The sequence below is a fragment of the Pseudoalteromonas sp. Z9A5 genome, assembly GCF_011378875.1.
GTDB lineage: Bacteria > Pseudomonadota > Gammaproteobacteria > Enterobacterales > Alteromonadaceae > Pseudoalteromonas.
In genome coordinates, this window is record NZ_WTLC01000040.1 from 20,702 (window position 1) to 46,831 (window position 26,130).

The 26,130-nt window shown below is 36.6% G+C and carries 21 protein-coding genes and 1 pseudogene; 9 read left to right on the plus strand and 13 right to left on the minus strand.

Annotated elements, in window-relative coordinates; translation table 11 throughout:
- Positions 1-49: 49 nt before the first annotated feature.
- Positions 50-385 carry a ribonuclease E inhibitor RraB gene (locus tag GQR56_RS17320; RefSeq protein WP_024612593.1) on the plus strand — a complete coding sequence of 112 codons (336 nt, stop codon included), beginning with the start codon at positions 50-52 and terminating at the stop codon, positions 383-385.
- Positions 386-414: 29 nt separating this feature from the next.
- On the opposite strand, the gene GQR56_RS17325 is transcribed toward GQR56_RS17320, so the two are convergent.
- The 6 genes from GQR56_RS17325 to GQR56_RS17350 all read right to left on the minus strand — a co-directional run bounded on the left by GQR56_RS17325 (position 415) and on the right by GQR56_RS17350 (position 14,346).
- Positions 415-2,166: a DEAD/DEAH box helicase gene (locus tag GQR56_RS17325; RefSeq protein ID WP_166113807.1), complete on the minus strand. Its 1,752-nt coding sequence runs from the start codon at positions 2,164-2,166 to the stop codon at positions 415-417.
- Positions 2,167-2,289: 123 nt separating this feature from the next.
- Complete coding sequence (locus GQR56_RS17330; protein WP_024612595.1) at positions 2,290-2,592, minus strand: H-NS histone family protein; 303 nt, start codon at positions 2,590-2,592, stop codon at positions 2,290-2,292.
- A 923-nt stretch (positions 2,593-3,515) separates the two neighbouring features.
- The gene (locus GQR56_RS17335) at positions 3,516-6,359 is read right to left on the minus strand and encodes a TonB-dependent receptor (protein WP_166113810.1); all 2,844 of its coding nucleotides are present in this window, start codon (positions 6,357-6,359) and stop codon (positions 3,516-3,518) included.
- Positions 6,360-6,729: 370 nt separating this feature from the next.
- Positions 6,730-8,673: a S9 family peptidase gene (locus GQR56_RS17340; RefSeq protein WP_166113813.1), complete on the minus strand. Its 1,944-nt coding sequence runs from the start codon at positions 8,671-8,673 to the stop codon at positions 6,730-6,732.
- 135 nt (positions 8,674-8,808) lie between these two features.
- Positions 8,809-11,463: a TonB-dependent receptor gene (locus tag GQR56_RS17345; RefSeq protein ID WP_024611743.1), complete on the minus strand. Its 2,655-nt coding sequence runs from the start codon at positions 11,461-11,463 to the stop codon at positions 8,809-8,811.
- Positions 11,464-11,991: 528 nt separating this feature from the next.
- On the minus strand, positions 11,992-14,346 hold the full coding sequence (locus GQR56_RS17350; protein WP_166113816.1) for a DNA polymerase II: 2,355 nt from the start codon (positions 14,344-14,346) through the stop codon (positions 11,992-11,994).
- Positions 14,347-14,406: 60 nt separating this feature from the next.
- On the opposite strand from GQR56_RS17350, the gene dinG reads away from it, so the two are divergent.
- The 6 genes from dinG to GQR56_RS17380 are packed head-to-tail and all read left to right on the plus strand — an operon-like array spanning position 14,407 to position 19,244.
- Positions 14,407-16,482: an ATP-dependent DNA helicase DinG gene (gene dinG / locus GQR56_RS17355; RefSeq protein ID WP_024611741.1), complete on the plus strand. Its 2,076-nt coding sequence runs from the start codon at positions 14,407-14,409 to the stop codon at positions 16,480-16,482.
- Complete coding sequence (locus GQR56_RS17360) at positions 16,482-17,258, plus strand: TSUP family transporter (RefSeq protein ID WP_166113819.1); 777 nt, start codon at positions 16,482-16,484, stop codon at positions 17,256-17,258. Before dinG ends, GQR56_RS17360 begins: the two co-directional genes overlap by 1 nt.
- A 1-nt stretch (position 17,259) precedes the next feature.
- The gene (locus GQR56_RS17365) at positions 17,260-17,868 is read left to right on the plus strand and encodes a primosomal replication protein (RefSeq protein WP_166113822.1); all 609 of its coding nucleotides are present in this window, start codon (positions 17,260-17,262) and stop codon (positions 17,866-17,868) included.
- Positions 17,869-17,881: 13 nt separating this feature from the next.
- Complete coding sequence (locus GQR56_RS17370) at positions 17,882-18,775, plus strand: histone deacetylase (protein ID WP_166113825.1); 894 nt, start codon at positions 17,882-17,884, stop codon at positions 18,773-18,775.
- Positions 18,776-18,826: 51 nt separating this feature from the next.
- The gene (locus tag GQR56_RS17375) at positions 18,827-19,108 is read left to right on the plus strand and encodes a late competence development ComFB family protein (RefSeq protein ID WP_024611737.1); all 282 of its coding nucleotides are present in this window, start codon (positions 18,827-18,829) and stop codon (positions 19,106-19,108) included.
- The gene (locus GQR56_RS17380) at positions 19,092-19,244 is read left to right on the plus strand and encodes a YbaM family protein (protein ID WP_076917059.1); all 153 of its coding nucleotides are present in this window, start codon (positions 19,092-19,094) and stop codon (positions 19,242-19,244) included. The genes GQR56_RS17375 and GQR56_RS17380 overlap by 17 nt, the downstream gene beginning before the upstream one ends.
- Before the next feature lie 2 nt (positions 19,245-19,246).
- On the opposite strand, the gene GQR56_RS21565 is transcribed toward GQR56_RS17380, so the two are convergent.
- Entirely contained in the window at positions 19,247-19,555 is a 309-nt protein-coding gene (locus GQR56_RS21565) for a hypothetical protein (RefSeq protein ID WP_231613072.1), read from the minus strand.
- A gap of 25 nt (positions 19,556-19,580) precedes the next feature.
- Positions 19,581-19,763: a hypothetical protein gene (locus GQR56_RS21570; protein ID WP_231613071.1), complete on the minus strand. Its 183-nt coding sequence runs from the start codon at positions 19,761-19,763 to the stop codon at positions 19,581-19,583.
- 105 nt (positions 19,764-19,868) lie between these two features.
- Here GQR56_RS21570 and GQR56_RS17390 point away from each other — a divergent pair.
- A pseudogene (locus tag GQR56_RS17390) lies at positions 19,869-20,710 on the plus strand (DMT family transporter).
- 17 nt (positions 20,711-20,727) lie between these two features.
- Here the strand turns inward: GQR56_RS17390 and GQR56_RS17395 are convergent.
- The 3 genes from GQR56_RS17395 to GQR56_RS17405 are packed head-to-tail and all read right to left on the minus strand — an operon-like array spanning position 20,728 to position 22,473.
- On the minus strand, positions 20,728-21,240 hold the full coding sequence (locus GQR56_RS17395) for a hypothetical protein (RefSeq protein WP_166113828.1): 513 nt from the start codon (positions 21,238-21,240) through the stop codon (positions 20,728-20,730).
- Positions 21,241-21,265: 25 nt separating this feature from the next.
- Positions 21,266-21,985, minus strand: coding sequence for a hypothetical protein (locus GQR56_RS17400; protein ID WP_166113831.1), 720 nt, complete (start codon positions 21,983-21,985; stop codon positions 21,266-21,268).
- The gene (locus tag GQR56_RS17405; protein ID WP_166113834.1) at positions 21,982-22,473 is read right to left on the minus strand and encodes an RNA polymerase sigma factor; all 492 of its coding nucleotides are present in this window, start codon (positions 22,471-22,473) and stop codon (positions 21,982-21,984) included. The genes GQR56_RS17400 and GQR56_RS17405 overlap by 4 nt, the downstream gene beginning before the upstream one ends.
- Before the next feature lie 120 nt (positions 22,474-22,593).
- On the opposite strand from GQR56_RS17405, the gene GQR56_RS17410 reads away from it, so the two are divergent.
- Complete coding sequence (locus GQR56_RS17410) at positions 22,594-23,955, plus strand: S8 family serine peptidase (protein ID WP_206018199.1); 1,362 nt, start codon at positions 22,594-22,596, stop codon at positions 23,953-23,955.
- Here GQR56_RS17410 and GQR56_RS17415 read toward each other — a convergent pair.
- Both GQR56_RS17415 and GQR56_RS17420 read right to left on the minus strand, forming a co-directional pair.
- A complete protein-coding gene (locus GQR56_RS17415; protein WP_166113837.1) occupies positions 23,939-24,871 on the minus strand; it encodes a hypothetical protein in 933 nt (310 codons plus the stop codon). The genes GQR56_RS17410 and GQR56_RS17415 overlap by 17 nt on opposite strands.
- Positions 24,872-24,933: 62 nt before the next feature.
- Positions 24,934-25,806, minus strand: coding sequence for a hypothetical protein (locus GQR56_RS17420; RefSeq protein ID WP_166113840.1), 873 nt, complete (start codon positions 25,804-25,806; stop codon positions 24,934-24,936).
- Between the last annotated feature and the right edge of the window lie 324 nt (positions 25,807-26,130).

Sequence of the window (26,130 nt, forward strand, 5' to 3'; positions counted from 1 at the left end):
TAGTTACAATGGCAACAACAAGTACAAAATAATTTTAGTGAGTTTTTAAATGCAATTCCCAAATGATGATAATGGTCAACTTTTAGCCGAAATAGCAGCCGAAGGTATTGATTTAAGTAAAATGCATCAAGTAGATTTTTATATTTTATTTGAAAAAGAAGTTGATGCTGAAAAGTTTTCAAAAGAAATAGTATCTGATGCTTTAGTACAAAATGCAAAGCTTGAAAAATGTAAAGATACTGGAGTTTGGGAAGTTATTGCACAAGTACAAATGGTGCCCGATCACACTTTACTTGGTCAAGCAGAGCAATATATTGAAAGCATAGCCAATAGCCTTAATGGTTATGGCGATGGTTGGGGCTTAATGGATGGTGAAGAAGCTTAATCATCCATTGAAGACTCTACCAGTTAAGCTTAGCGGCTTAACTGGTTTGCCTTTCTAAAACTCCCTTTATAGTCAAATAGCTTATCTGCTACTTTCCAGCCATATTTTTTACTTTTACGAGCAATAACAAAATCAGGTGAAACCAAATCAAATTGTGCATCAATAACTTGCTGTGCCGAGTTAAAGTCTTTTGGCGTTTGCCCGTGACCTACCCGCTTACCGAATTGTTTATTAAAAATGTATTGCGCACCTTTATTTCCCATATTATAAACTTCATCACAACTTGTACCATCTTCATCAAAATACGTTATTTTAATCATTTCATCTTTTAGAAGAGTAACACTAAGACCACTGCACCTTAGTACTAACGCATCTTTTAAATTAAGTGCGTTTCTTAGCTTATCATCTGGGTCTGCCATTATAGCGCCACAATCATGACACTTTCGTGCTGCAATATCGTTTTGAGCACCACACTCCTCACACTCTTTAAATCTAAAGCGGTAATCGCACTGCGCTTTAAGTCCATCATCGTCCTCTAATAATCCTTTACAACGCCTACCAAAGTGTTCGATTACTTTACCTGCAGAGTCAGTTTTTCCCCAAAAAATATTAGCAAAGCCACATCCAGGGCAAAGTACTTGTACAGGATCGTTATCACTATCCCCTTTTTTATCACCCACTTCAGGATAGAATAAATCAAAGCCATTACCTGCATAGTCAATTACTAAGCAATCCTTTTTGGATTCAGATAACCTAAGTCCACGCCCAACAATTTGCTGATATAAGCTTACTGATTCTGTCGGTCGTAAAATAGCGATAAAATCGACGTGAGGCGCATCAAAACCAGTCGTTAATACTGATATATTTACTAAATATTTTAGTTGCTTAGCTTTAAACTGATTAATAATTTTGTCACGCTCGTTGTTAGGTGTATCACCTGTAATAAGTGCGCTCTGTGCTTCAGGTAAGTAACTTAATATTTCTCTCGCGTGCATAACTGTTGCAGCAAAAACCATAACACCTTCACGGGTTTCGCTGTATTCAAGTACTTGTTCTAAAATAGCCTTTGTTGCACGAGTACTGCTTTTTAACAGCGCGTTCATATCCTCACTACTATATTGCCCAAAAGCATTAGCGCTCAATGCAGAAAAGTCATAATGGCTAATTGCTGCATCAATTTCATTAGGAGGTGTAAGGTAGTTGTTTTTAATCATGTATCTTAAAGGCAACTCAAAAATACAGCTTTTAAAAGGACTCTCGCTATTTCCACGTACAAAGCCGTGATAATGATGATGGTAAATCCAACCCATACCGAGGCGAAAAGGCGTTGCCGTTAAACCCAACACTTTTAGTTTAGGATTGTGTTCCTTTAAAGCATTTACCACTTTACCGTATTGGCTTTTTTTATCGCCATTAACTCTGTGGCATTCATCAATAATAAGTAAAGAATAGTGCTCATTCAGCTTGTCTAAATTGCGAGACAAAGACTGTACGCTCGCAAACGTTACTTGATGAGAAAGTGACTTTTCTTTCAAGCCTGCCGAAAATATACTCGCCTCTAAATTAAAACTTTTATATTTTTGGGCATTTTGCTCAACTAACTCTTTAACGTGAGCAAGTACTAATATTTTTTGCTTAGCAATTCGCGCAAGTTCGGCAATAACTAAACTCTTTCCAGCACCAGTGGGAAGAACAATAACTGCGGGATCATTCGTTTTTCTAAAATGTAAAACGGTGCGTTCTACCGCTTCTTGCTGGTAAGGTCTTAGTTTATAGCTCATGGGGAAACAATTGGATTTTAATGAGGTGATTTTAGCAAAGAACTGCCATGAAATTTAAACTTTAATTTTTTAAATTGAGAGGTAAACAAAAAAGAGAAACCGAAGTTTCTCTTATCTTTAACTTTAGGCTAAAAACTTTTCAAGTTCGACACCTTCAAACGCTTTAGGACGACGGCCTCGACCAGTCCATTCAATAGTTTCACCATCAAGTTCCATACGGTACTTAGGCTTAACTTTTGTGCGTTTATCAGATGATCCATCTTGTAAATCCTCTAACGTAAGTCCTTTTTCTTTTAAAAGATCCAAAACTTCCTGTTTCGCTTTTTGCTGCTGGGTATATTTTGAAATTGCATCATTGATAAGCTGTTGCGCTTTTTCAAGATCCGTTAATGATGCTGTTTTAATAAAAGATCGGACTTCTTTCATTTATATCTCTCTTGCTTGTTAGTGTTTGCTTTTAAATTTCAAGCTAAGTATAAGCCCAACTATTTATTTTTACCATTATCGGAGCGTTAATGATCATTCAACCCTAAAAACAAGAACTTAAGTATTAGATAAAACTCAGGGGTAGTGCAATATTTAATCAGAAATAAAAGTCGATGATAAAAGTAACTACCATAATAGATTGATTTTTCTACGACATTATATTTTAAATGATTAGCCGAAAAATTATGTTGTATTAAAATAAATCACTATAGTGATACACACATATTAAACTGACTTAATCACCAACTTTACGTCAGGCTTTAGCCTGAGATTTATATGCGTATACGTAAATAAAAAAATTGACTAAAACATAAAGCTTTATTCATTCTCAATCAATTTTTTATCGAACAGTTAAGCGATTGCTCTACAAGTATTTAAGCGCATTCATCCGTTATTTATTTTTTAATATGTCAGCCTGGAACATGTATATATCCTAAGGTTAATTTGTACATGTATTGGTTTTGATGAAGTGTGGCTCTTTCTTACAAATAGACATAAACACGCATAAGTACCAAATGCGCACTGCAAAATTATCCTTCTAGGAATAATTGACTATTTATTGCCTGATAGAAATATAAACAATAGGCATGAGCAGTAAACAAAAACTTGACTCAGTTTTTATCTGACCTATATGGAGGAGAGAGGGTTTAATTAAATAACACACGAGTAATTACAAAATCCATTAGCTTAAAAATCTAGTATCGAAATTAAATCTACTTAGATAAAACAAATTCCCCCCAGAGATCAATATTACTTTATTGCTGTTATATGCTTTTTTATTAAATTATATGCTTTTTTATTAAATTATATGCATTAAAAAGCCCATAAAAATGGGCTTTTAATAGTTCAGCTATTTAAGCAGATTAGAACTTCAGATTGAAGCTTGCATGAACAAAACGACCTAACGAGTCATAAAAACCTGCAATCGTATTTGCATTTGAAGATACTGTACCACCAACTAATGGTGGCTCTTTATCAAAGATATTATTCATACCACCAGTAAAGGTTAAATGCTCGTTATATGAATAGCTACCAGAAACATCAATAAAGCTATATGCTTCAATGCCGCCATCTTCAATTAATAATGAATCTGTAGAACCTTCATAATCTACAGTTCCGTAATAGCGCCATTTAACACCAACACGCCAATCATCACGTAGGTAATTTACATTAGCTGTGTGACGCCATTTTGGAGAAGCAAAACAGTCTGTACTAACTACACCAGCACAGTCGTAAGCTAAATCAGCATCACCTAAAATTGGCTCAACTTCTTTTTGAATACTGTAGAAACCATTAATATCAAAGTTTAATGCACCTTGCTCTAGGTCCATTTTGTAACCCGCTGTAAAGTCAACGCCTTCCCATGTTTGTGCGCCAATGTTGTCACTCAAGTTTGTAACAAAACCAGATTGCCCTAACCATAAACTACCAGATGGGCTACGAGAAACACTGTCACAGAAGAATGCGTCGCCTGTTTTAGCACAGTTATCAACAATACGTTCTGCGCCTATAGTGCCAACTACTTTTTCAATTTCAATTTTAAAATAATCAATTGAGAAATTAAAGTTATCGAAAGGGTTGGCAACTAAACCAATTGTAATTGTATCGCCTTCTTCTGGCTCAAGGTCCGGATTACCACCTGCAAATTGATTATATTGGCTAGCTGGAGATGCACCTATATTCCCATACTGTGAAGCACTTAACCCAGTGTTAGCACACTGACTTTGTGAAAGTACTGGCGAATCACCAGCACAAGAATCAACACCACTCCACAAACTAATACTTTGCGCAGAGAATAATTCACCAACATTTGGTGCTCGCACTACTTTTGCATAACTTGCTCTCAATTTATATGCATCAGCTAACGTGTAATCAGTACCAATTGAGTATGTTGTATCTGAACCAGTTGTTGAATAATCTGACCAACGAGCAGCAGCAGATATATTTAGTTCATCAAGTACAGGAACTTGTAATTCAGCGTAAAGCTCATTTACGTCAATAGACCCTTCTAGACTTGGTGATGGACCACCTTGACCTAACAGTTGACCTTCTTCGTATACAGTATCTGAAATACGTTCGTAATCTTGCTCACGACGCTCAAAACCAAATACAGCAGCTATAGGTGTTGACGCTGTTGGTAAAGTCCAATCAAACTCACCCGATACATAACCACTGTAGATAATTTGAGTTACTAAACCTGTTTGTATACCAACACCAGCCAATTGTGCAGCTTGTTCAGCTGTTACACCGTCTAATTCAAACACGTTATATAATAAACAATCATCTGCTTCGTCACATTCAGTGCCTACAGCACCTACGCGTGGAGCAATTTTTGGGGCTAATAAGTCATTTTTATAAACTGAACTTGACGTTGTTGCAGAGTAGTTATAGCTAACATCATAAGACCAGCTATCGTTAATTTCACCTTCCATACCCGTTAAAATGCGGTATGACGTATGCTCTAGGTTATCTTCTCGTGGACCGCCTTCAACATTACGCTTACCAATGTATGCAACAAATTGATCATCGCCACCTTGGTTAAATAAAGTTTGTAGCTGTTGTTTTTGAAGATCAGATAGTAACGGGTTATCGTAATCAAACAAAATTTCTTCATTGAAGAAAGTACCAGACTCAGCTATTTGACCCGCTGTTCTGTTGTGCATGAATGAAAATTCTAAATATGGTCTAAAGTGCTCATTTATTTCATAATCAATAAATGTACCAAACGTAAAACGCTCATTCGGGCGTAAAAAATGGTTTACTGGAGCAAAGTTATAACGGGTACCATCATCCTCAAGAAAGCCCTGACCATTTGGATTTAAGTTACCAAAGAACCTTTGATCGTAGTCAACTACGCCATCTACAACTGGGTAAATATCAAAATGAGGATTTGGTGATGTAGAAGAGCCACCACATGATTCGCCATCATCAGCTAAGGCACATGATGAATAGTCACGAGTACCTTGCACTAATTCATTTTGACGGTTGTAAGTAACATAACCTACCGCATGGCCTTTTCCGCCATCAAACCCACCACCAATAGTAAAGTCGATGCTATAAGCTTTACCATCAATACCAGTGTTACCAGTATCGTAGTCGTAGCCTCTATCATCCATTAGCCCTTGAATATATTTATTATCATTGTTGTGTTGATAGCCTGAGCTACCCACATTTAATGAAATACCATCAAACTCATCATCCATAACAAAGTTAACTACACCAGCTACGGCATCAGCACCGTAAACAGCTGCTGCACCACCAGTTAATACATCTACACGCTTAATTAGAGATGCTGGAATTTGGTTAATATCTGCAACTTGCGAAGTAATACTACCCGCTTGCATTCTACGACCGTTTATTAATACTAAAGTTCTGTTTGAGCCTAAACCGCGTAAATCAACAGTTGCAGTACCTGTTGCGCCATTTGCTAAGAAAGAGCTTTGTGCAGCTTCAATTTGTGGAAGTTGGTTTAGTACATCTTCAACACGTGTAAAACCACTTAATTTAATTTCTTCTGCAGTCATTACTGTTACTGGGCTAGATGTTTCTAGGTCGGTTCTTTTAATACGAGAACCTGTAACCTGAATTCTTTCTACTTTTTCAAGACCGTCTTCTGCAGCAATTGAACTTGAAGAAAATGCAGCTGTTGATACTGCGCCAAAAGCGATCGCTAAGCGAACTGCCTTCGAAACTTTATTATTTATCATTCGATTTTCCCTTGAGATATATAGTTCTTAATTATAATTATTTAACTAATACAAACCGTGCAAAGGCGTTTTATGTATTAATCGTAAATTATTTTAGTCACTAAGTAGCACAAAGGTCAACATATCATTAACTTGAAGGTGTTTTTATTTACTAAATTAACAATGCAATGGCTGGTAAAATAATTCAGTTTAAATTCAAGCTATTGATTAAAATGAATTAAATGGTAATTTAACAAACGTTATTTAAAAAAATATTTTTTACTTTTATATTGACTTCCAAGTAACAAAAAATATTTTTTGTGACAAAAAGCCGAACAGGAGGGCTGAACGGCTTAAAATATATAGATATATTTACAATACAATAAATAAGCTATTGGAGGTGCTTGGCTAGAAACCTTTCTATTTTAGTATACAGTTCTATCTTATTCTCTTCTTTTTGAAATCCGTGTCCTTCATTCTCTTTCATAATCCACTCATCATCAGATAGTGTGATACCACGTTCTTCTAATGCGTCTCTTAAATTTATTGCATGCTTTTTTACAACTCGTGGATCTTTAGCACCCTGAACTATCATCAAAGGAGCTACTATTTTATCTACATGATAAAGCGGTGACATTTTTTTCATTAGCGCTTTATCATTAGGATCGCCAATCTGCTTTTTCAATGTCTCTCTTTGTGGTTCCCAATGTTTTGGGAGAGAATCAAATAACAAGCTAACATCCGTAATACCAACATAATTAATACCACACTTGTAAAGTTCAGGTGTAAAAGTAAGACCAGCCATCGTTGCATAACCACCGTAGCTTGATCCATAAATACATACTTTTTTAGGGTCTGCAATACCTTCACTTACTAAATACTTAACAGTATCGGTTAAATCGTTTTGCATTTCAGCGCCCCACTTACCACCATATCCTGCTTGCTGAAATTTTCGACCATATCCACCAGACCCCCGAAAGTTTACCTGTACAGTTGCATAACCACGGCTAGCAAAAAACTGTGTTTCAGGGTTATAGCCCCAAGTGTCTCGAATACCATAAGGTCCTCCATGAGGATTAACTATTAAAGGTAACTTTTTACCCTTACTACCTTTTGGAATTGTTAAATAACCACGAAGTGTCAAACCATCGCGACTAGTAAACCTAATTGGTTTCATTGGAGATAGTTGACTCTTATCAAGCCAATCCATTGGTGAAACTAAAGACTTTAATGTATTTTTTACCTTATCAAATAAGTAATAATGCCCAGGGTCAGTGTCACTGCCAACATATACAATATTAAGCACTTCATCTTCTGATCGGCTTACCACACTAACCACTTTATTTTTGAAGGCACTCTCTAATGATGCCATCATCTCTGCAGTTTCTTTATCAAAATAAACTACTTCACGGTATTCATCTAAGTAACTAACCCCTATTAATTTTTTACGCTTAGTCGATAACATTAAATTAGAAACATCTACTTCTGGCATGCCAAATATCAATTCGCCTAATTCATTTTTATCTGGGTAAAAATGATAAATTGCTAAAGTATCTCTATCTATATTTGACGCTACAAATAATGTTTTGTTATCAAAGTCAAAAGCTAAAGGTGAAATACTTTCTTCATCAAGATCGTATTCACGTAGTACACGAAATTCTTTTTCTCCTTTATTTTTATAATGAAGTTTTCCTTTTAAAGCATTAATAGAAACGGCTATTCTTACTTCGCCATCATGATCTAAAAGCCAACCTTGAAAATCACCTGGGTTTTTAGCAAGAATATCCATCTTGAAATTTCTTTCTCGTTTTCGATCCCACTTACTATTTAACGGTAATTTATAAAGATCAGGAGCTTTAATGTTTCTGCCATTATATTGGATAATGATATGCTCTGGATCATTAGGTAGCATATGTACAATACTTGCTGAACGAATACCTGATGACCCAACTTTAGAACCCACTAACTCTATAACTCTTGCCCTTTTAGCATTTACATTTATTTTATAAAGACTAAAAGCTTCATTTCCATCGCTATCAAGTGTAAAAACAATTTCGTCGTCATTAGCCCACGAAAAGCTATTAATATCTTGATCATCAAACTTTGTTATAGGCTTTGCATTTTTTAGCCCGTCAGTTTCAAGTATAACTATATTTTTACGTTCATTAATTGGAGACAAAACTGCCAAGTACTTTCCATTAGGAGAGAGTTGAAGGTTAGAGAATTTAGGGTTTTTGAAAAAGTCCTCAATTGTTGCTTGTGCATTCTGCGCACTAGTTTCAAAAGAAATAATGCACAAAAAGGAAATTACGATTAATTTAAATATTGTTGACATAATATTTTCCAATTAATTTAAATACTTCATAACAGCAAATATATGCTGATGATTTATTAGGTGTTTATTAAATAAAAAAACCCTGCTAAAAATAGCAGGGTTTAATATTTACAACTAAATTACACAGTACTTTGCTTAGAATGTTTGTTCTAAACGTAAGTATAGTGAACGACCTGTTTGATCATATAGTGACCAGTTAGAATCACGGTAATCACGGAATCCGTCATAATAGCTTGGTGCAACTTTATCAAATAAGTTATTAACACCTAATGCAATTTTAGTATTTGTAGGTGCAACATAAGTTACTTGAACATTGTGTTTGAAGTAGCTAGGAACATTAGCTAGGTAGTCAACTTCGTACTCTTCATTACCTGATTCTTGTGTACCAACATAAAACATAGTCCATGAAGCAGAGAAGTCTTCGTAAGCGTAGTTAACCGCTAAGTCAGCTTTCCACTCTGGATAATCTTGTAATCCAGCATAATCAAATGGTTCTGATTCTGAGTCAGCTACTTCTTCAAACGATAGTACTCTTGATACATTTAATGTACTTGAGAAGTTACCAAAAGATGTATCAAAACGATATCTAGCAGTTAAATCTATACCATCTGTAGAAAGTGAACTTTTGTTAATGTAACCAGTGTACATAAAGTCAACTTTATCAGTAACACTGTTACGGTCAATTACACTTGGTAGTGAGTTTAAACCACCTTGTTCTATTTCTAGACGAAGAAGTTCAGAGTTATCTACACTATCAATCTTGTCATCATAATTAATTGAGTAATAAGTCATTTCAAGAGAAAGGTTTTCAACTGCATCCCAAACAAAACCTACTGTTGTAGAATCGCCTGTTTCTGCTGTTAACTCAGTATTACCACCAAACCATGTTGCAACTTGTTCACCAGCATCACTACAGTAACCGTCAAGCTCTTGACTTGGGTTAGCTGAACACCATGCAGTATCACGTATAGTTGGGAAGCTTAATGCATAAGATTGGAACATCTCGCCCATATTTGGAGCACGGAATGACTCACCCCAAGAACCACGTAGTAATAACGTATCCATTGGACGCCAAGTTAAACCAATTTTTGGTACAAACTTATCAAATGTTGTACTTTTTTCACCAAGGTTTGTAGTACCACTTTGCTCATATTTTTCGTAACGACCAGCAACGGTTAAATCAATATCAAATGGGAACGAAGCTTGTACTTCTACATAAGCAGCAGTACGGTCGCGATTAGCGTAAACATCATCACCGCCTGAACCACCTGAGATAAAACCATTTGCAGATTCTGGGTCACTAATCTGAGAAAAATCGATTTGCTCAAATTCACCACCAACTACACCGGCAATCATAAATTCACCGTCGTCTAGTAATGTAGTTGAAACTAAGCCATCAACCTGTTTACTTTCATAACGACCTTCATAAGTACCAGTATGATTTGCTTGTTGATAAAGCTCACTCATACTTGTACTCCAGTCATCATAAGTCATGCCTGAAACATTAAATACGTCGTACTCTCCAGTATCAATAGCTGCTTGGAAAGCAACATCATTTACTAGATTTTTACCAAATGAATTTGTTTTAGAAACACTATTTTGGAAATTAACTTCCCAATCAATACCATTACCAACATCTGTATAACCTTCAAGACCAACTAAAATATCAGTAGTTGTTACTTCAGTCGTTGTATCACGATTACCAATTGGTACTGCACGAGTATATATACGTACATCTTCGTCTGATGGGTTGTACTGATTATCTTCACCCATGTAAATTGGTGTTGTAGATACAGGAGTACCCGCATAACGCGCATCGGTTTCATTAAAGCTAGCCATCGCACGACCAACAAAACGAATGTTATCTGCTAGTTCATATGTGAAGTTAGTTAAGAATGAGTTTTTGTTTGTATCAGGGTAAAATTTAGTAACTTCGCCATAGCTATAAGTACAACGACCATTACCGTCTGCATCAATGCCATTCACGGTATTTGGTTCAGCGTCACAAAGCTCAGAGTTTGAGTGATAACCTGTGCTATCTAAGTAGTTAGATACAGGGCTATACGTGCTATATGCACCGTAAGTTTCATCATCTAGTGCCCAAATATCTCTATCGTAAATAGCATCACTTTCCGAATGTTCAAAAGTAAAAATAATATTACCTTTCTCTGCAGTAAAACCAGACGTTACTGAGAACTTACTATTATTTCCACCTTCTACACTTGGTTTATTAAACTCATATTTAAGATTTAAACCATCAAAATCTTTTTTCGTAATGATGTTAATTACACCTGCAACAGCAGCAGAACCATATACTGCAGATGCACCATCACGTAAAATCTCAATACGTTCAACGATAGACATTGGAATAAGAGATGTATCAGCAGAAGCACCTGAAGAAGTACTTGTACCAGGCATACGACGACCATCTAACAATACTAAAGTAGCATCTGAACCTAAGCCACGTAAGTTAACGCTTGAAGTTGCAGAAGAACCGGCACCATAACCCGAAACACCAGTCCAAGAACCGAAAGAGTTTGAAGATAAGTTGTTTAATACGTCACCTACAGATGGCTCACCTGATAGGTTAATGTCTGCAGCTGTAATAACAGTTACTGGTGAACTATTTTCAAGGTCAACTTGCTTAATACGAGAACCAGTTACTTCAACACGTTCAAATCTGTTTTCACTTTTCTCAGCTGCGAATGAACTTGCCGAAAAAGCAGCAGTAGACACTGCACCGAAAGCGATCGCTAAGCGAACTGCCTTTGAAACTTTATTATTTAACATCCGATTCTCCCTAGAATACTTTGTTATTATTTGTTAATTATTATTTATCAATCGTTTTACGACCCCATTATGGGATGAAACGCAACGACTGTGTGATGAATAGTAATGCTTTAATACCAAAAAGGTCAACACCGAATTAACTTTTTACATGTAAATTTACATATGTAAGTAAGACCCGCATTCTAAGATCAATGAGTTAGGAACAACTTAAAACAATAAGCTATTGATTTAAATTGAATTTTTTATTTATCATTAAACTAAAAAATAATAGAGTTTTTAATCTAAATTATTATGAAAAATCTAAATTATTGTTAAAAATCTCAATATTACATATGAATTATTGATTAATGGCACCCATAAAAGAATTTTAATTCAACCAGATTAAATTTTTATTCATTAAAAAACAAACCGACTCCAACCCGTTACTTTTTAATAACAAAAATTAATTGTTTACAATATTAGGTTTATGCTTATTTTTGGGGTTTATTGTTTTTTAAAATAAGTACTTTATGTAATAGCGGAGCCAACTTATAAAAAACTAAGCTGCTCACCTTGGAGTTCTACTGAGGCTGATTCTAATGAGTCTAAAATCATTTGCGCGATGGGTTCTAGCTGTTTTTGTATATAAAGAGGGTAATTTAGACTGTTTTTATCTTTTGGTATTTGTGGTCCTTCTTTCGTATAAATATATTCAACAATTTGACCGCGTGTAACTTCAAAGTCAGCATTTTTAGCTTGTTGTTTTTTTATAGCTTGTACATGTGGCGGAATATTTTTTAAATATTCATGTAAATGCTGCCCTAACCGTTTTCTATAAATTAATTTGTGATCAAACTCTCCTGCATACAGTCGTTCAGTATAGTCTTTTATAATGGGCGCTATATCACTTGCTTTGAAGTTATCTTTAAATAAAGCACCAAATAGCTCTTTCTGAAACTCTTGAGCAAACTCGGTCCAATCACTTCTTACTGTTTCCATGCCTTTAAATATAAGTTTAGGTTGCTTATTATCTATTATTTGCCCTACATAGCGTTTTTTAGAACCTAATTTTTTTCCTCTTATAGTAGGCATAAAAAATGGACTATAGTGAGTTTCAAACTCAATTTCTAAATAGCTTGGCAAATTAAATTCTTTTTTAATATATTCTAGCCAACGTGTATTAATCTCACTCGCTAGCATTGCCCCAACTTCACTGCATTTTTGTGTTGAGTAATCATCACTTACTTTTACAAATGTTGAATCTGTATCACCATAAATAACTTCATAACCAAGGCTTTCGATCCATTTACGGGTTGTTTGCATAATTTCATGCCCCCGTAATGTTATTGAGCTAGAAAGCCGTGGGTCGTAAAATCGGCAACCTTTAGAACCAAGTACGCCGTATAAGCTGTTCATTATTATTTTTATAGCTTGCGATAGCATTGGCTGATTAGTGTCTTTTGCTTTTTGACGGGTATGAGTTAAATGTTCAATTAATAAAGGTAAATGATGTTCATTTCGTGAGAAAACCGCTTCATTAAACCCTCTAATAGCGTGCTCTGGTGAGCCTAACCCTTTAATTAACCCGAGAGGGTCAATACAAAAAGTTCGCATGATTGAGGGATATAGGCTTTTAAAATCTAAAACGAGTATATTTTTATAAAGCCCAGGTGTCGACTCCATTACATAACCGCCAGGGCTTTCAAAAGATAAACCATGGTCCCCTAAATTAGGCGCAATATAACCACTGCGATGTAATAAAGGTAAATATAAATTAGTAAATGCGGCAACCGAACCACCCATTCGTTCAAGCTCAAGCCCTGTTAGTTGGGTTCTGACTATTGCAAATTCAAAGAGCTTTAACTCTGTAAAAATTCTATTAACGAGTATGCAATCTTGCCGATTATAAGCAGCTAAACTTAATTTATCTTCATTAAATTGGCGGATAATTTCACTCAAACGGTTATTCGCTTGAATTAATTTAGACTCACCTAAAACCTTATGTGAAATATTGGCAAGCGAGTAATTATCAAAGTGATAAGTGGCATTCTTTAAGGTATCAATACCATCAATAACACTTCGACCTGGTAAGGTAAGGCGAGTGTAATGTCCTGTTTTTATGTTTAACGGTTGCTGATCTCTACCAAAATCAAGCGTTAATCCAAGCGCCTCTGCCCTTGAATTAAGAACAGAAAAATCAAATTCAATAACATTCCACCCAACAATAACATCTGGGTCATTATTATTTATATATTGCTGTAATTTTTGTAATAAGCTTATTTCGTCAAAGCACCAATCAATATTAAATGATTGATTATGCTCTTGTAGCTCACCAATCATTAACACCGTATCAAGACCATTTCCTACAAGTCCAACCGAAAATAATACGCCTTCTGCGTTGCACTCTATATCTAGTGAAAGCGATTTTAGCTTTGGGGTATATTCAGGGTTTGCTTTTAACTTTGCATCATCAATTAAAATAAAACCATTTTTTTGAGATACGTCTCCAGTAACCCACACCCCACCTTTTATAAAACGCTCCATTAAAAACCGGTCACTGTGACGTATGTCAGCTTCGTATATATTTATGCGCTCTTGAAGTAACATGCGCGCCTTATAAAGGGTACCTGTGTCATTAAAATAGCAACCTATGCATGCAACTCCACTAAAATGGCGCATTTCTACCATTTTAAAGTTAACACTTATATTTTCTTTATTTAGTATGCTTTGTGCAAAATTATGTTTATCTTGTGGGATAAAAAACACAGCTTGTTGGTTTTCAACAAGCACTTTAATAGGTCCATGCTCTGATACAAGCCAATAGCAAAGCGTGATCCCTCGCCTACTCTTAGATGAGTATTGTTGCCTTGATAAAATAAAGCCCTGATAGATTGCTTGTGTCAATGTACGATCCCACTTAATATATACACTGTAATTATATACATACTTTAGGTAAATCATCCCATGCTTTCTGACTCACTAAAAAAAACAATTAGGCAAGTACACCAGCATGTGGCTAGTAACCTAAATGATTATCGCCCTCGCAGCAGTCAAAACTACCTTGTTGCCGAAATAGCAAAAACCCTTGCAGGCGAATATCACAAAAAACAACGCATATGTGTTATCGAAGCTGGCACCGGTACTGGTAAGTCTCTAGCTTATTGTTTAGGCGCATTGCCTCTTGCCTTAGCTCAAAAAAAGAAGTTGGTTATTTCTACAGCAACCGTTGCGCTTCAAGAACAATTAATAGCAAAAGAGCTTCCATTTTTTAAAAAGCATTCCGGACTCGACTTTAAATTTGACTTAGTAAAAGGTCGCCATCGTTATATTTGTGCCCACAAACTACACAATGCTGTAAATGGCGATAGCCAAACACAAATGGATTTTATGCCCACGCTTACCTCACCATTAAGCCCAATGGAAACCAAATGTTTAAATGAGTTATACAACGCGTATGTAAATAAAAAATGGCAAGGTGATAGAGACAGCTGGGCTGATACCGTACCAGACAAAGTGTGGAACTTAATAGCGTGCGACAAACATTCGTGCCAGCGCCAAATGAAAGCACATCAAACGTGCCCGTTTCAGCTTGCTCGTAATCAATTAATGCAAATGGATGTGCTGGTAATTAATCACTCTTTATTACTTGCCGATTTAGACTTAGGCGGCGGTAAAATTTTACCCGAACCCGACAACACTATTTACGTGATTGATGAAGCGCACCATTTAGCGCATATAACGCGAGATTTTTCTTCTGCCGCAGCAACAATTAAAGGCACGATAGAATGGCTTGATAAGCTCACTAAGTTTAGCGGGAAAATGGCTAAAATTTTAGTGGGTCAAAGGGCTATTGGACAAAACTTTAAACTTTGCGACAGTATTAACGATGCAAATAAAGATTTAAAAGTAGTTCGCGATATTCTCGATAATGCCGATTTTGAATATTCAAAAGATGATACTTATCGCTTTGAGCACGGTGAAATTCCAGAATCGCTGCACAGTAAAGCTAAAGACATAAGCGAAGCCACGCAAGACGCACTTCGTTGTTTAAACAAAATGCACGACACCCTTACCCAAGATGTAAGTGATGGCGACATAAAACCTTACGTTGCCGACCCAATACTAGGCGAAAGCGGACAATATATAAACCGATTAGAGCAATTAAATAAACTGTGGTTTAGTTACGCTAAAAAAGGTGAAGGTGCTCCTCATGCAAGGTGGATAAAACGTCTTGAATATAAAAGCCACCACGATCACTTATTAAGCGACTGTCCTATCGAAGTAGGTTACTACCTGAAAGATAAGTTGTGGAGAGAATGCGCAGGCGCTGTTTTATGCTCAGCTACGTTAAGTGCACTAGGCTCGTTTGATCACTTTGCTTACGAAACAGGACTTGCCAAAGAGGAAGGGGTTAAATTTATTAAAGTGCCTTCTCCTTTTGATTATCCAAAACAAGCTACTTTACGCATTCCTGTATCTAAAATAGAACCAACCGACAAAGAATTTAGCGACCACTTAGCTAAAACATTACCAGAGTACCTAAATGATAAAAAAGCGAACCTTGTATTGTTCGCTTCTTATTGGCAAATGGACCATGTAACAAAGTTTCTTAGAACAAAAGGTTTTAACTTATTAGTACAAGGTGAGATGTCGCGAGAGGCTTTGCTCAAATTACACACTAAAAATGTAGACGAAGGCAAAGGTAGTATTTTATTCGGAACACAAAGCCTTTCAGAAGGTCTTGATTTACCTGGTAAATATTTAGAGAACCTAATTATTACTAAAATCCCCTTTGCGGTTCCTACTTCACCTATAGAAGAAGCGCAAGCAGAATTTGTGCAAAGCAAAGGCGGTAATCCATTTTTAACAATTACAGTGCCCGACGCCGCAAAGAAATTGGTACAAAGCTGTGGTAGACTGCTGCGAAAAGAGAGTGATGAAGGCTGTATTACTATTCTCGATAGACGCTTAATTACTAAGCGATACGGTAAAGCCATGCTCGACACCCTACCACCTTTTAAAAGACAAATAGATTATTAATGTTTGAACTCGCACTCGATCCAACAACCTGGGCTGTTTTATGTGCTGTTGCACTTGCCGCAGGTTTTATAGACGCTATCGCTGGTGGCGGTGGTATGTTAACTGTGCCTGCTTTATTAACTGCTGGCTTACCTCCACATTTAACATTAGGAACAAATAAACTAGCAGCAAGTTTTGGCTCCTTAACAGCAAGTTATACATATTATAAAAAAAACTTATTTAGCCCAAAATTTTGGGTCGCATCCATTATTGCCACAGCAATAGGGGCGTTAATTGGTACTGTTGTCGTTGATCACCTAAGTCTCAATTTTTTAAATAAACTACTGCCTATTATCATCATTTTAGTCGCATGCTACAGCTTGTTTGGCAACTTGAGCACAACTCAAGGCGACAAACTGCCTAAGCTCACTAAGATTATGAAAATTAAACAGTGGTTACAAGGTTTAGTATTAGGCTTTTTTGACGGTTTAGCGGGTCCTGGCACAGGTACCTTTTGGACCGCATCAAATGGCATGATTTATAAAATGAATCTACTTTTGAACTGTGGTTTAGCGCGTTCAATGAACTTTGTCTCTAACTTTATATCGCTCATAACCTTTGTAGCGCTTGGGCATGTAAACTTTTTACTTGGCATTACCATGGGCTTTTTTATTATGCTTGGTGCATGGATTGGCGCCCATTCTGCGATACGGTTTGGCAGTAAATTTATTCGCCCTGTATTTAATACTATGGTTATACTTTTAGCATTAAAGCTAATTTATGAGGCTTACTTTTAATATGCACCCTACAGCTTTAGATAAACTACGCCAACAAGTTGCAACACTAAAACAACAAGCCGAGCAATTTGATAAAGCTAAACTTTTTTCTAAAAATCGCTATATGCAAGCACAGCCTAGCTTGTTTGACCGTGCAGTTTTTAGCACAAAGAGTATGAACCTAGCCGATTACGTAATAGAAATAGAAGACGAAGTATCAAGGTTACCACCAAGCGAGCATCGTCATGCTTATACCTATGCATTAGAACGTATAAGTACTCAGGTACAAGCCGTATTTAACGTTATTAAATCAACGCCTATTTGGGTTAAAGAAAACAAAAGTCACTATAAACCTCGCCCTAAGCAAACCGTTTATAAGCAAGCAGTACAAAAAATCATGCAATCATCCCATGAGCTTTACGACGAATTAAAGCAAAACCATGAGTTTGAACGCCGTTTAGTGCTCATGATTGAAGAGCGTAAAATGCAAATGGATAAAGCCTCGCCAGCTAAAGCACAAAAGCTTAACCTTGAAATATTAAGCACACACGCTCGATTAGGTCGCTGCAGAAAAGCAATTTCTGCCACTGAGGATAAAATACAACAAGTAGAAAAACAGCAGCTGCGTTAAGGCGCACTTTACTATGCAGCTTTATTATCATCCATTGTATTCAGATCTTACTCTACCAGAGCGCCATCGATTCCCTATTCAAAAGTATCAGTTACTTAAAACCGAAATAAAAAGCCTCGGTGTTTTGGCAAGTGCCTTTCAAGAACCTAAAAAAGCAACCGCATCTCAACTTGCGCTATGTCATAACCAGCGTTATATAAATGACTTTTTAAATGGGACTCTAGGTGATAAAGCGATTAAAAAGATGGGATTTCCCTATTCGCAACAACTTGTAGAGCGTACTCTTTTATCAATTGGCGGGAGTATTCAAGCTGCTGAAGCGGCTTTTAGTCACGATCTAACCTTCAATTTAAGCGGTGGTTATCATCATTCTCATAGCGATTTTGGCAGTGGCTTTTGTATTTTTAATGATTTAGCTATTGCAGCAGCACATTTAATAAATACAGAGCAAGCCGACACTGTTTTAATTTTTGATTGCGACGTACACCAAGGCGATGGCACAGCACAAATCACTAAAAACCATGACCAAATTATTACCTGCTCAATTCATTGTGATCAAAACTTCCCTCGTAATAAGCAGCAATCCACCTACGATTTTGCATTGCCCGCTAAAACAACCGACGCTGAGTACCTTGCTACATTAAGGCAAGCACTCGGTTTTTGCGTGCGCATTCATAACCCTGACATTATTTTGTATAATGCAGGCGCTGATATTTACACTAAAGACGAGTTAGGCTTGCTTAATGTATCGCTCAATGGCGTATATAAACGCGACTTGTTTGTTCTCAACTTTTGTAAGCAACATCAAATCCCACTAATGTGCGCTTTAGGTGGCGGTTATCAGTGCAATTTAACCAAACTAATTAATGTTCATAAACAACTATTTAAAGCCGCTATCGATTTATAACAAGCCTTAGTATAGACTCAGTAAAACGGATTATTTTTAAAGCGGTGGAATATGCGACTACATGAAGACATACACAACTATTACGAAAAGATTGTTCTAGAAGAAATTATTAAACGTAAACTTAATGAACAATACAACGAAGATGTAATGGCAGACTTTTGCTGTACTGTGTTAAATCAACTTCCACCTCGCTACATTCGTTACGATGTAGATATGGCATTTTATTTACCACAAACAGAACGTATACACATGGAAGAACGCGTACAAACAGCTATAAATGTTGCCATCAGCCAAATATCAAAAAAGAAAGAATTACATGACAAATCCACTTGATCAAGCACCAAAACATATCAAACTTGCAGTAGATTTAATTATGATACTAGAGCAACACGATGTTGCTCCAGAGGAAGTACTTAAAGCACTTGAAATAGTTAAAAATGACTTTGAAAAGAATCAAACTGAAAGTTAGTTTTACTCAACCAGCTCAATTGGGGAAGTTATTACAACGCCTTCGTATTTCTCACAATCAACTTTCACTTCGTTAAAGCGATGTTTAGCGCTTACTGATTTTTGACAACTTACATTTTGTGATTTTAAACCATATTGCTGTTTGTATAAGGCAACTATTTCATCAAATTGTTGCTGTTGCACTACTGAAGCTGCATTATAAAAAGCACTACACTGCGACGACCACTCATCAATCCCAGCCTCAGCTGCAACCCCTAACCAGCCCATGCCGAGTTTTGTTGACTGAGTTAAATACTGGCCTTTCAAAAACATAAACGCCAACGTGTATTGTGCGCTTTTATAGTCTAGCAGGCTCTTTTAAATAATTGAAAGCGACCTCAAACTGCCCTTTTCGATACGCTTTAATACCATTGTATTCATTCTTTTTCATAGTTGTATCACTGTAAAGGTTGATTGGGCTTGAATTACATCCCCACAACAAAGTGATAAATACCATAGAAGCTACTGAGAACTTTTTCATTCTTATCCTTAATTTATTATTTTTATATGCCAGTTCCGAATATGGCTTACACTTTTTATAAACCCTGTTATTCTAAAAACCAATCAGCATAATTAAAATACTATTATGACCTTAGCAAGCTTACTGCGATTATTTTTTCTGGCCGCTATTTGGGGCCTGCGGTATTAATTGAGCTTAGAGTCGGCTTTGCTGCAGTTACTTTATTTATTGTTGCTTTGTATTTAAAACGCCGCTTAGCGTTTACCCAACATAAAAAACACTTTTTTATTATAGGCGCGTTTAATTCTGCTTTGCCGTTTTTATTTTTTGCTTACGCAGCCCAAACTATTAGTGCATCCACACTCTCAATTTTAAATTCTACAACACCAATATGGGGTGTTGTCGTTGGAATTTTATGGACGAAAACAAAGCCCAATAAAAGTATGGTGCTTGGTTTACTACTTGGCTTAATAGGCGTTGCAATACTTGTTGGGCAAAATAATTTTGTATTAACTAGCCAATCCATCATAGCTATAATAGCAGCATTAAGCGCATCACTTTGCTATGCCATTGCATCGCATTACACTAAAAATGCGCCTAAACTGGCCCCATTCGATAATGCCCATGGCTCAATGTGGGCTTCAAGCTTTATGGTATTGCCGCTTATCTTATTTATGCCAATACGAGAAATACCAAGCACCAACGTTATGCTAGGTGTACTCGTATTAGGAGTAGTGTGTACCGCCCTTGCTTATATTTTATTTTTTAAATTAATCGACGATATAGGCCCAACTTCGGCACTCACTGTTACCTTTTTAATTCCGTTATTTGGTATATTTTGGGGGCATTTAATTTTAGATGAGAAAATAGGGTCCAATACATTACTAGGCGCATTATTTGTAATTGTAGGCACAATGCTTGTAACTGGATTTTTACCACAAAAAAAGAACTTAGCTAAAACAAGCTAAATGCTTTTACCAAACGCTTACTTTTGTGCCTTTTTGCTTAAGTTTTCAATTAAGTCTTGGGCGCTAAAACTGTTGTCGCTAGGTTTTATTCCTTTACCCATTTTAATGTCAATCAGGGTGTACACTTCTTTGCGTTTATCATTGTTGCTCACCTGCACGCCTACGCTACTTGATGGGCGGACGCGTGTTTCGCAGGTTAATAAACCGCAGTTTCGCTCATATTGCTGGCTTTGTGATACACTAATAGATGACGCGGGGGCTTGCGATTTAGACTCAACAAAGGTTTCTTTATTAGTTACAACAAACCAGTCGTAGCCTTGCGCTTGGGTAAGCTCAGCCGCACGTAATAATGCATAGTCACCGGCATCGGCTACGTTGTTTGACACACTTTTAAACTCTACTCGGTATTGGTCGTCGCTAATTTTTTGTTCACTGTAACCTTGCGAGCCATTATTCGCGGCACGGTAATCAGGTTTAGATGCACAACCTGCCATTAATAGAATACTAATTATTAAAATAGACGTTTTCATAATTCACCTCGTTTTATACACACTATTATTTGTTTAACTGCCATTTTGCGCTAATTGCTTGCTGCTCTTGCGCTCTATCTAGTGGAGCGCCACTGATCATGTCATCAATAACAGTATCTAAAGCACTTTTGCTTGATGCTGTTTGATATTGCGCGTTGTTAACAGCTTGCTGTTTAGCGGTTTTCGCTTTGATTTGCCAACCGTTTTGGGTTTTACAGGCAATGCTTATTTGTGTTGTATTTTCTAAGCTTATTGCATACTGCCTACAAAGCTCACCTTGCTGACTTTTAAAGCTAAGCTGTGCATTAAATAGTGAACCATCACTCTGCTCAAACGTATCACCACTTAGCTGTGTATTAAGTGCTGTTGTAATAGTATTGCCAGCTATATTTTGCACGCTACTTGGTTGTAAATAACTGGTCATTGCAATACCAAATACCACTGCAATACTTGCCGCTACGGCTAAGCTTTTATTAGCCGATTGCTTAAGCTGTTGCCAAAGAGAAAACTGTACAACATTATTCTCTGCATTTAGTTTGGCAGCAGTTCTTGCAAGTGCATCACTCATTGGGGTTGAATCAATACTCGTTGAATTCTCTTTTACTAACGCATCCACCTCACTAAGTTCGGCTAATCGCATTACTAATTCGTCGTCGGTTTCAAGCGCTGTTCGCACTTGCTCCATATCATCATCGTTTAGTTCTGAGTCCAAAAAGGCGCTAAGTGTTTCATCGTTAATGCTCATACTTGCTCCTTATTAAAGTCAGGTTTAATTAAATTATAAAGTGTACTGCGTGCTCGTGATAACTTACTCATTACGCTACCTATAGGTATATCTAATGTATGTGCCACCTCTTTGTAAGCCATGCCCTGTAAAGCCACCAGAGATACAATCGCTCGTTGTTCATCTGGTAATTGGCCTAAAGCTACATTTACTTTTTGCATCATTTGCATCATTTCTAATACGTTATGTTCATCATTTGTTATTAGCTCTGGTAAAATATCTGCTTGCGCTGTGTTTTGTCTAACTTTGCGTGAGCGATACTCATCTATCCATACATTACGGCAAATTTTAAAAGCCCATTTTGCGGGCTCAACATCATCTGGAATACCTTTTACTAATAGTTTTTCAATTGTTATTTGCACTACATCGTCTGCATCTGCTTTACTACCTGTTAGTGAGTAGGCAAAACGCCTAAGCATAGGTAATAAGTTTTTTAATGTTTCGTTCATTGATTTACCCCTTTTATAAAGAAGACGATTCAAAAAAACATTTATTCCCAATTAAATGAAATTATTTTATTTGTTAAACGTTATACATCTAACAGTGTAATTTATAAGAGACAACTCAGTATGAATATTAAGAATATCAATGTTAAAGGTATCAACGTTAAACATCTAATTACCGTGTCACTTTGCACTTTTTCAATGTCTAGCTTTGCAAGCATTTTGCAAGTTGACCAAGTTCTGCAACAATTAAATCCGATTGAACAACGAATTGAGTCAGCTCTAGAACGAGCTCAGCGTTTGCCGTTACCCGTGCCTATACCCCAAATATCTATTGATGAATTAAAAGCACAAATAAGCGAACCAATTAGCAACTTGCCTAATGTGCTCAACATAAATATGAATACTCAAAATACGGTATTTGTAGAGGTCGTCGTTGAAGATGGTTTTAGAGCGATAGAACGTCAATGGTTACTTATGGTCAATCTTGAGCAGCTAAATATACTCAAAAATAGAAACATCTCAATTGTGTCTGTAAAAAATTACAGTGCGCTCAATATGAGCTTAGTCCGCTTTAATGTGCCGCAAAACATTGACTCTAAAACAGAGCTTTTAAAAACTCTTAATTTAGACAGCTCAGCATTACTTGATAGAAACCATATTTATCAAGCTCAAACAAATACAAACCAATCAACTAACCATAAACTAAGTATGCCCTCATCTTACTGTATGGATCCTACAAAAATAGGAATAATTGACAGTGCTGTTAATCAAAAACACAGCGCGTTTGCAAACGCAAATATAAAAACCAGCAGCTTTTTACCCCAAGGACTTAGCTCTCCAAATTTACATGGCACAGCTATTGCTGGTTTATTGATCGGAAAAAACAAACAACTCACGCCATTACTTGGTAATGCACAACTATATAGCGCAGAAGTATTTTATCGCCAATCAGAATATGCTCAAGGTGCTACATTATTTGCTATTGTTGAAGCGCTTAATTGGTTAGTAAGCAATAAAGTACCCGTTATAAATATGAGCCTTACAGGACCAAATAACGCAATTTTAAAGGCAAGTATTGAAGCCTCCATTAATGAAAACGTATTAATTGTAGCCGCTGCGGGCAATCAAGGCCCGGCTTCGCAACCGCTTTATCCAGGGGCTTATGACAGTGTTATTGCAGTAAGTGCTATTAACGAAAAAAATGAAATTTACAGATGGTCAAATAAAGGGACCTATATAGATTTTGCAGCCTTAGGGGTAAATGTACTAACAGCTTTGGGGAATGGAAAGTTTGGTAGGGAGTCTGGTACATCTGTTGCAGCACCACATGTAAGTGCTGCATTGAGCTGTTTATTAGTAAAACACAATAATAATAAATCAAAAGCGCTTGATGAGTTGACCTCTCTTGCTCATGACTTAGGTGAGCCTGGTAAAGACACTACTTTTGGTTATGGTGCAATATATCCTCCTAAAAATGCACTTTAATAGAAACCGAAAATACAGACTGAGTGTACGTGTTACTACTTAGCTTTGATTGATAGTCACCATATTCAGCTTCAGTCATTAAGGTAACATGTTCAAATATATCTACATTGTAAAACGTATTTACTACATTTCGATGCTCATCTCGTGACGAAACATCTTCAAAAAAATCATCACTAATTTGTTCTTCATAATTTTTATTTTGATAGCGCCAACCCGCCCCAACTTGATTTACCATATTAAACGCAGTAAATTTATGCGTTATTTTGGTATTAACACTATAACCACTAAAATCGTATTGGTTGTCGTTTGCATCTTCCTTATCAGCACTTAATGACGCCATTACCATTGTTTGACCACTATTTATAAAATGATAAATAGCTAAGTCGGCACCAATACCATCTGCATTTCGTTCTTTTACAGTAGCAAAGCGTTTAGCCTTTGTTTTTATACTCATACGTAAGTAAGTTTGTGGATTTAAAAAACGTCCGTAATAAGCACTCGCTTGGTTAAAGTGTAAAAATGTATCGCCATCAACATTTGCTTTTGCGCCATCGTAACGCACACCTATTTCGTGTCCATTAAAGCTATAGCTGCCATCTAAACCATACTGATGTAAATCCAAATCATATTGATCAAACTCATTATAGTCTTGCTGTTCAAATCGGTAGCTTGATGTAAGTTTAGCTGCTTTAGTTATCTGCCATTTTGCACTTGCCCCTGTCGATAGCTTAATACCGCTATCGCTTTGCGACGAAATGTCATCAAGCTCTTGAATCGAAAGAGCAGAATTACTTAATATTCCAACTGATACATCGCCATTTATATCAAAACTACTTCTTTGTTCACTCGTTGGCGTTTGTGCAAGAGTTGCTTGGGCGCTAAATACACATAATGTAGCTGTAATAACTGCTTTCATATTATTCTCCAACAAGCCGAATAGATAAATCTATCCGACTTTCATGAGCCGTATTAAATGCTTTAAAGACCTAGGTCTAAATTGTTTGTGATACTTGTAACTACTTCACTTGCAGTGGTAAGTGCAACATCATTACTAATTTGATCGGTCACTGCTGAGCTAACCTGTCCGCTTACACTTTGTTGTATTGTGCTTTGCAGTGAGTCAACCGTACTATTTTGCACGCTTGCAATTAAAGATTGCTGAACACCGCTCATTACCTCAGAGTTTGCATTTATAACACTCACGGCTTGCAGTGCTGAATTGGTTGCATCACCCACGTTAATTTGGCTCGTTAGGTCACTTGTATTAACCGTGTTTAGAGCATCCGTTTGAGAAACCGCATCACTTGAATTGCTAATACTCGATAATAACGATGTATCAGTGCTTGCAGTGGCAGATTCGGCGGAATCTAAAGTAGGAATTGGCGTTAAACTTACTAAAGAAGAGTCACTCACAACATCTGCTAAGTTAGTTGTTGAGGTAGTTAGCTGCGTTGTAGCATTTTGTGCTGTATTAACTGCACTACTTAATGAAGAAGCTGAAGAGTTAAGTGATGAAGTATTTAGTGCAGAACGAGTAGATGAAACAAGCGAGTCTGGTAATTGCATTACATCGCCTTGTTCACTCTGTGTTGCAGACTCTGTATTATCAGTGGGTGTTGTTGGTTCCGCTGTTTCTGATTCAGAAGTAGTTACACTCGACTCATTTGATACATTCGTTTCATTATTGCCGCTTGCATTTAAACCATTTTGAGAAATTTGCAACGATGTAGATGTTTGTTGTTCTGCCGACGCTGACTGAGTGATTTCAATATCTGCTGCGTACGCTGCACCTACAAAAGTACAAGCACTGCTTAACATCATTACACTTACAATTTTATTTAATTTAATCATTGTTTTGTCCTCTAGTTTGTCGGATTGACATAAAGAAGACGAACGACTAACTATTTTATTCCAAAATAAAATGAATAAATTAAATTTAAAGGCGTTAAAAACTTAAAACAGCTAGAATTAAAAACAAAAAATTAAACCTCTAATGAGGTATGCCATCTAGGGCCGTTAACCTTTTCGGATTTAAATGGTTCAATTTGGGGGCTATTTAATCGCGACGTAAAGTTTATAAACTAGGGTCTGTTGATCTTTGCGGATTAAAATTTGTTCAAACTAGGGGCTATTTAATCGCGGCGCGAGATTTGTAACCTAGTGGGCTAAGTCAAA

What these genes read in the sequence shown, in the direction of transcription:
- GQR56_RS17320 (WP_024612593.1), top strand. Translation starts at nt 50, where the DNA reads ATGCAATTCCCAAATGATGATAATGGTCAACTTTTAGCCGAAATAGCA.
- GQR56_RS17325 (WP_166113807.1), bottom strand. Translation starts at nt 2,166, where the DNA reads ATGAGCTATAAACTAAGACCTTACCAGCAAGAAGCGGTAGAACGCACC.
- GQR56_RS17330 (WP_024612595.1), bottom strand. Translation starts at nt 2,592, where the DNA reads ATGAAAGAAGTCCGATCTTTTATTAAAACAGCATCATTAACGGATCTT.
- GQR56_RS17335 (WP_166113810.1), bottom strand. Translation starts at nt 6,359, where the DNA reads ATGATAAATAATAAAGTTTCGAAGGCAGTTCGCTTAGCGATCGCTTTT.
- GQR56_RS17340 (WP_166113813.1), bottom strand. Translation starts at nt 8,673, where the DNA reads ATGTCAACAATATTTAAATTAATCGTAATTTCCTTTTTGTGCATTATT.
- GQR56_RS17345 (WP_024611743.1), bottom strand. Translation starts at nt 11,463, where the DNA reads ATGTTAAATAATAAAGTTTCAAAGGCAGTTCGCTTAGCGATCGCTTTC.
- dinG (WP_024611741.1), top strand. Translation starts at nt 14,407, where the DNA reads ATGCTTTCTGACTCACTAAAAAAAACAATTAGGCAAGTACACCAGCAT.
- GQR56_RS17360 (WP_166113819.1), top strand. Translation starts at nt 16,482, where the DNA reads ATGTTTGAACTCGCACTCGATCCAACAACCTGGGCTGTTTTATGTGCT.
- GQR56_RS17365 (WP_166113822.1), top strand. Translation starts at nt 17,260, where the DNA reads ATGCACCCTACAGCTTTAGATAAACTACGCCAACAAGTTGCAACACTA.
- GQR56_RS17370 (WP_166113825.1), top strand. Translation starts at nt 17,882, where the DNA reads ATGCAGCTTTATTATCATCCATTGTATTCAGATCTTACTCTACCAGAG.
- GQR56_RS17375 (WP_024611737.1), top strand. Translation starts at nt 18,827, where the DNA reads ATGCGACTACATGAAGACATACACAACTATTACGAAAAGATTGTTCTA.
- GQR56_RS17380 (WP_076917059.1), top strand. Translation starts at nt 19,092, where the DNA reads ATGACAAATCCACTTGATCAAGCACCAAAACATATCAAACTTGCAGTA.
- GQR56_RS21565 (WP_231613072.1), bottom strand. Translation starts at nt 19,555, where the DNA reads ATGTTTTTGAAAGGCCAGTATTTAACTCAGTCAACAAAACTCGGCATG.
- GQR56_RS21570 (WP_231613071.1), bottom strand. Translation starts at nt 19,763, where the DNA reads ATGAAAAAGTTCTCAGTAGCTTCTATGGTATTTATCACTTTGTTGTGG.
- GQR56_RS17395 (WP_166113828.1), bottom strand. Translation starts at nt 21,240, where the DNA reads ATGAAAACGTCTATTTTAATAATTAGTATTCTATTAATGGCAGGTTGT.
- GQR56_RS17400 (WP_166113831.1), bottom strand. Translation starts at nt 21,985, where the DNA reads ATGAGCATTAACGATGAAACACTTAGCGCCTTTTTGGACTCAGAACTA.
- GQR56_RS17405 (WP_166113834.1), bottom strand. Translation starts at nt 22,473, where the DNA reads ATGAACGAAACATTAAAAAACTTATTACCTATGCTTAGGCGTTTTGCC.
- GQR56_RS17410 (WP_206018199.1), top strand. Translation starts at nt 22,594, where the DNA reads ATGAATATTAAGAATATCAATGTTAAAGGTATCAACGTTAAACATCTA.
- GQR56_RS17415 (WP_166113837.1), bottom strand. Translation starts at nt 24,871, where the DNA reads ATGAAAGCAGTTATTACAGCTACATTATGTGTATTTAGCGCCCAAGCA.
- GQR56_RS17420 (WP_166113840.1), bottom strand. Translation starts at nt 25,806, where the DNA reads ATGATTAAATTAAATAAAATTGTAAGTGTAATGATGTTAAGCAGTGCT.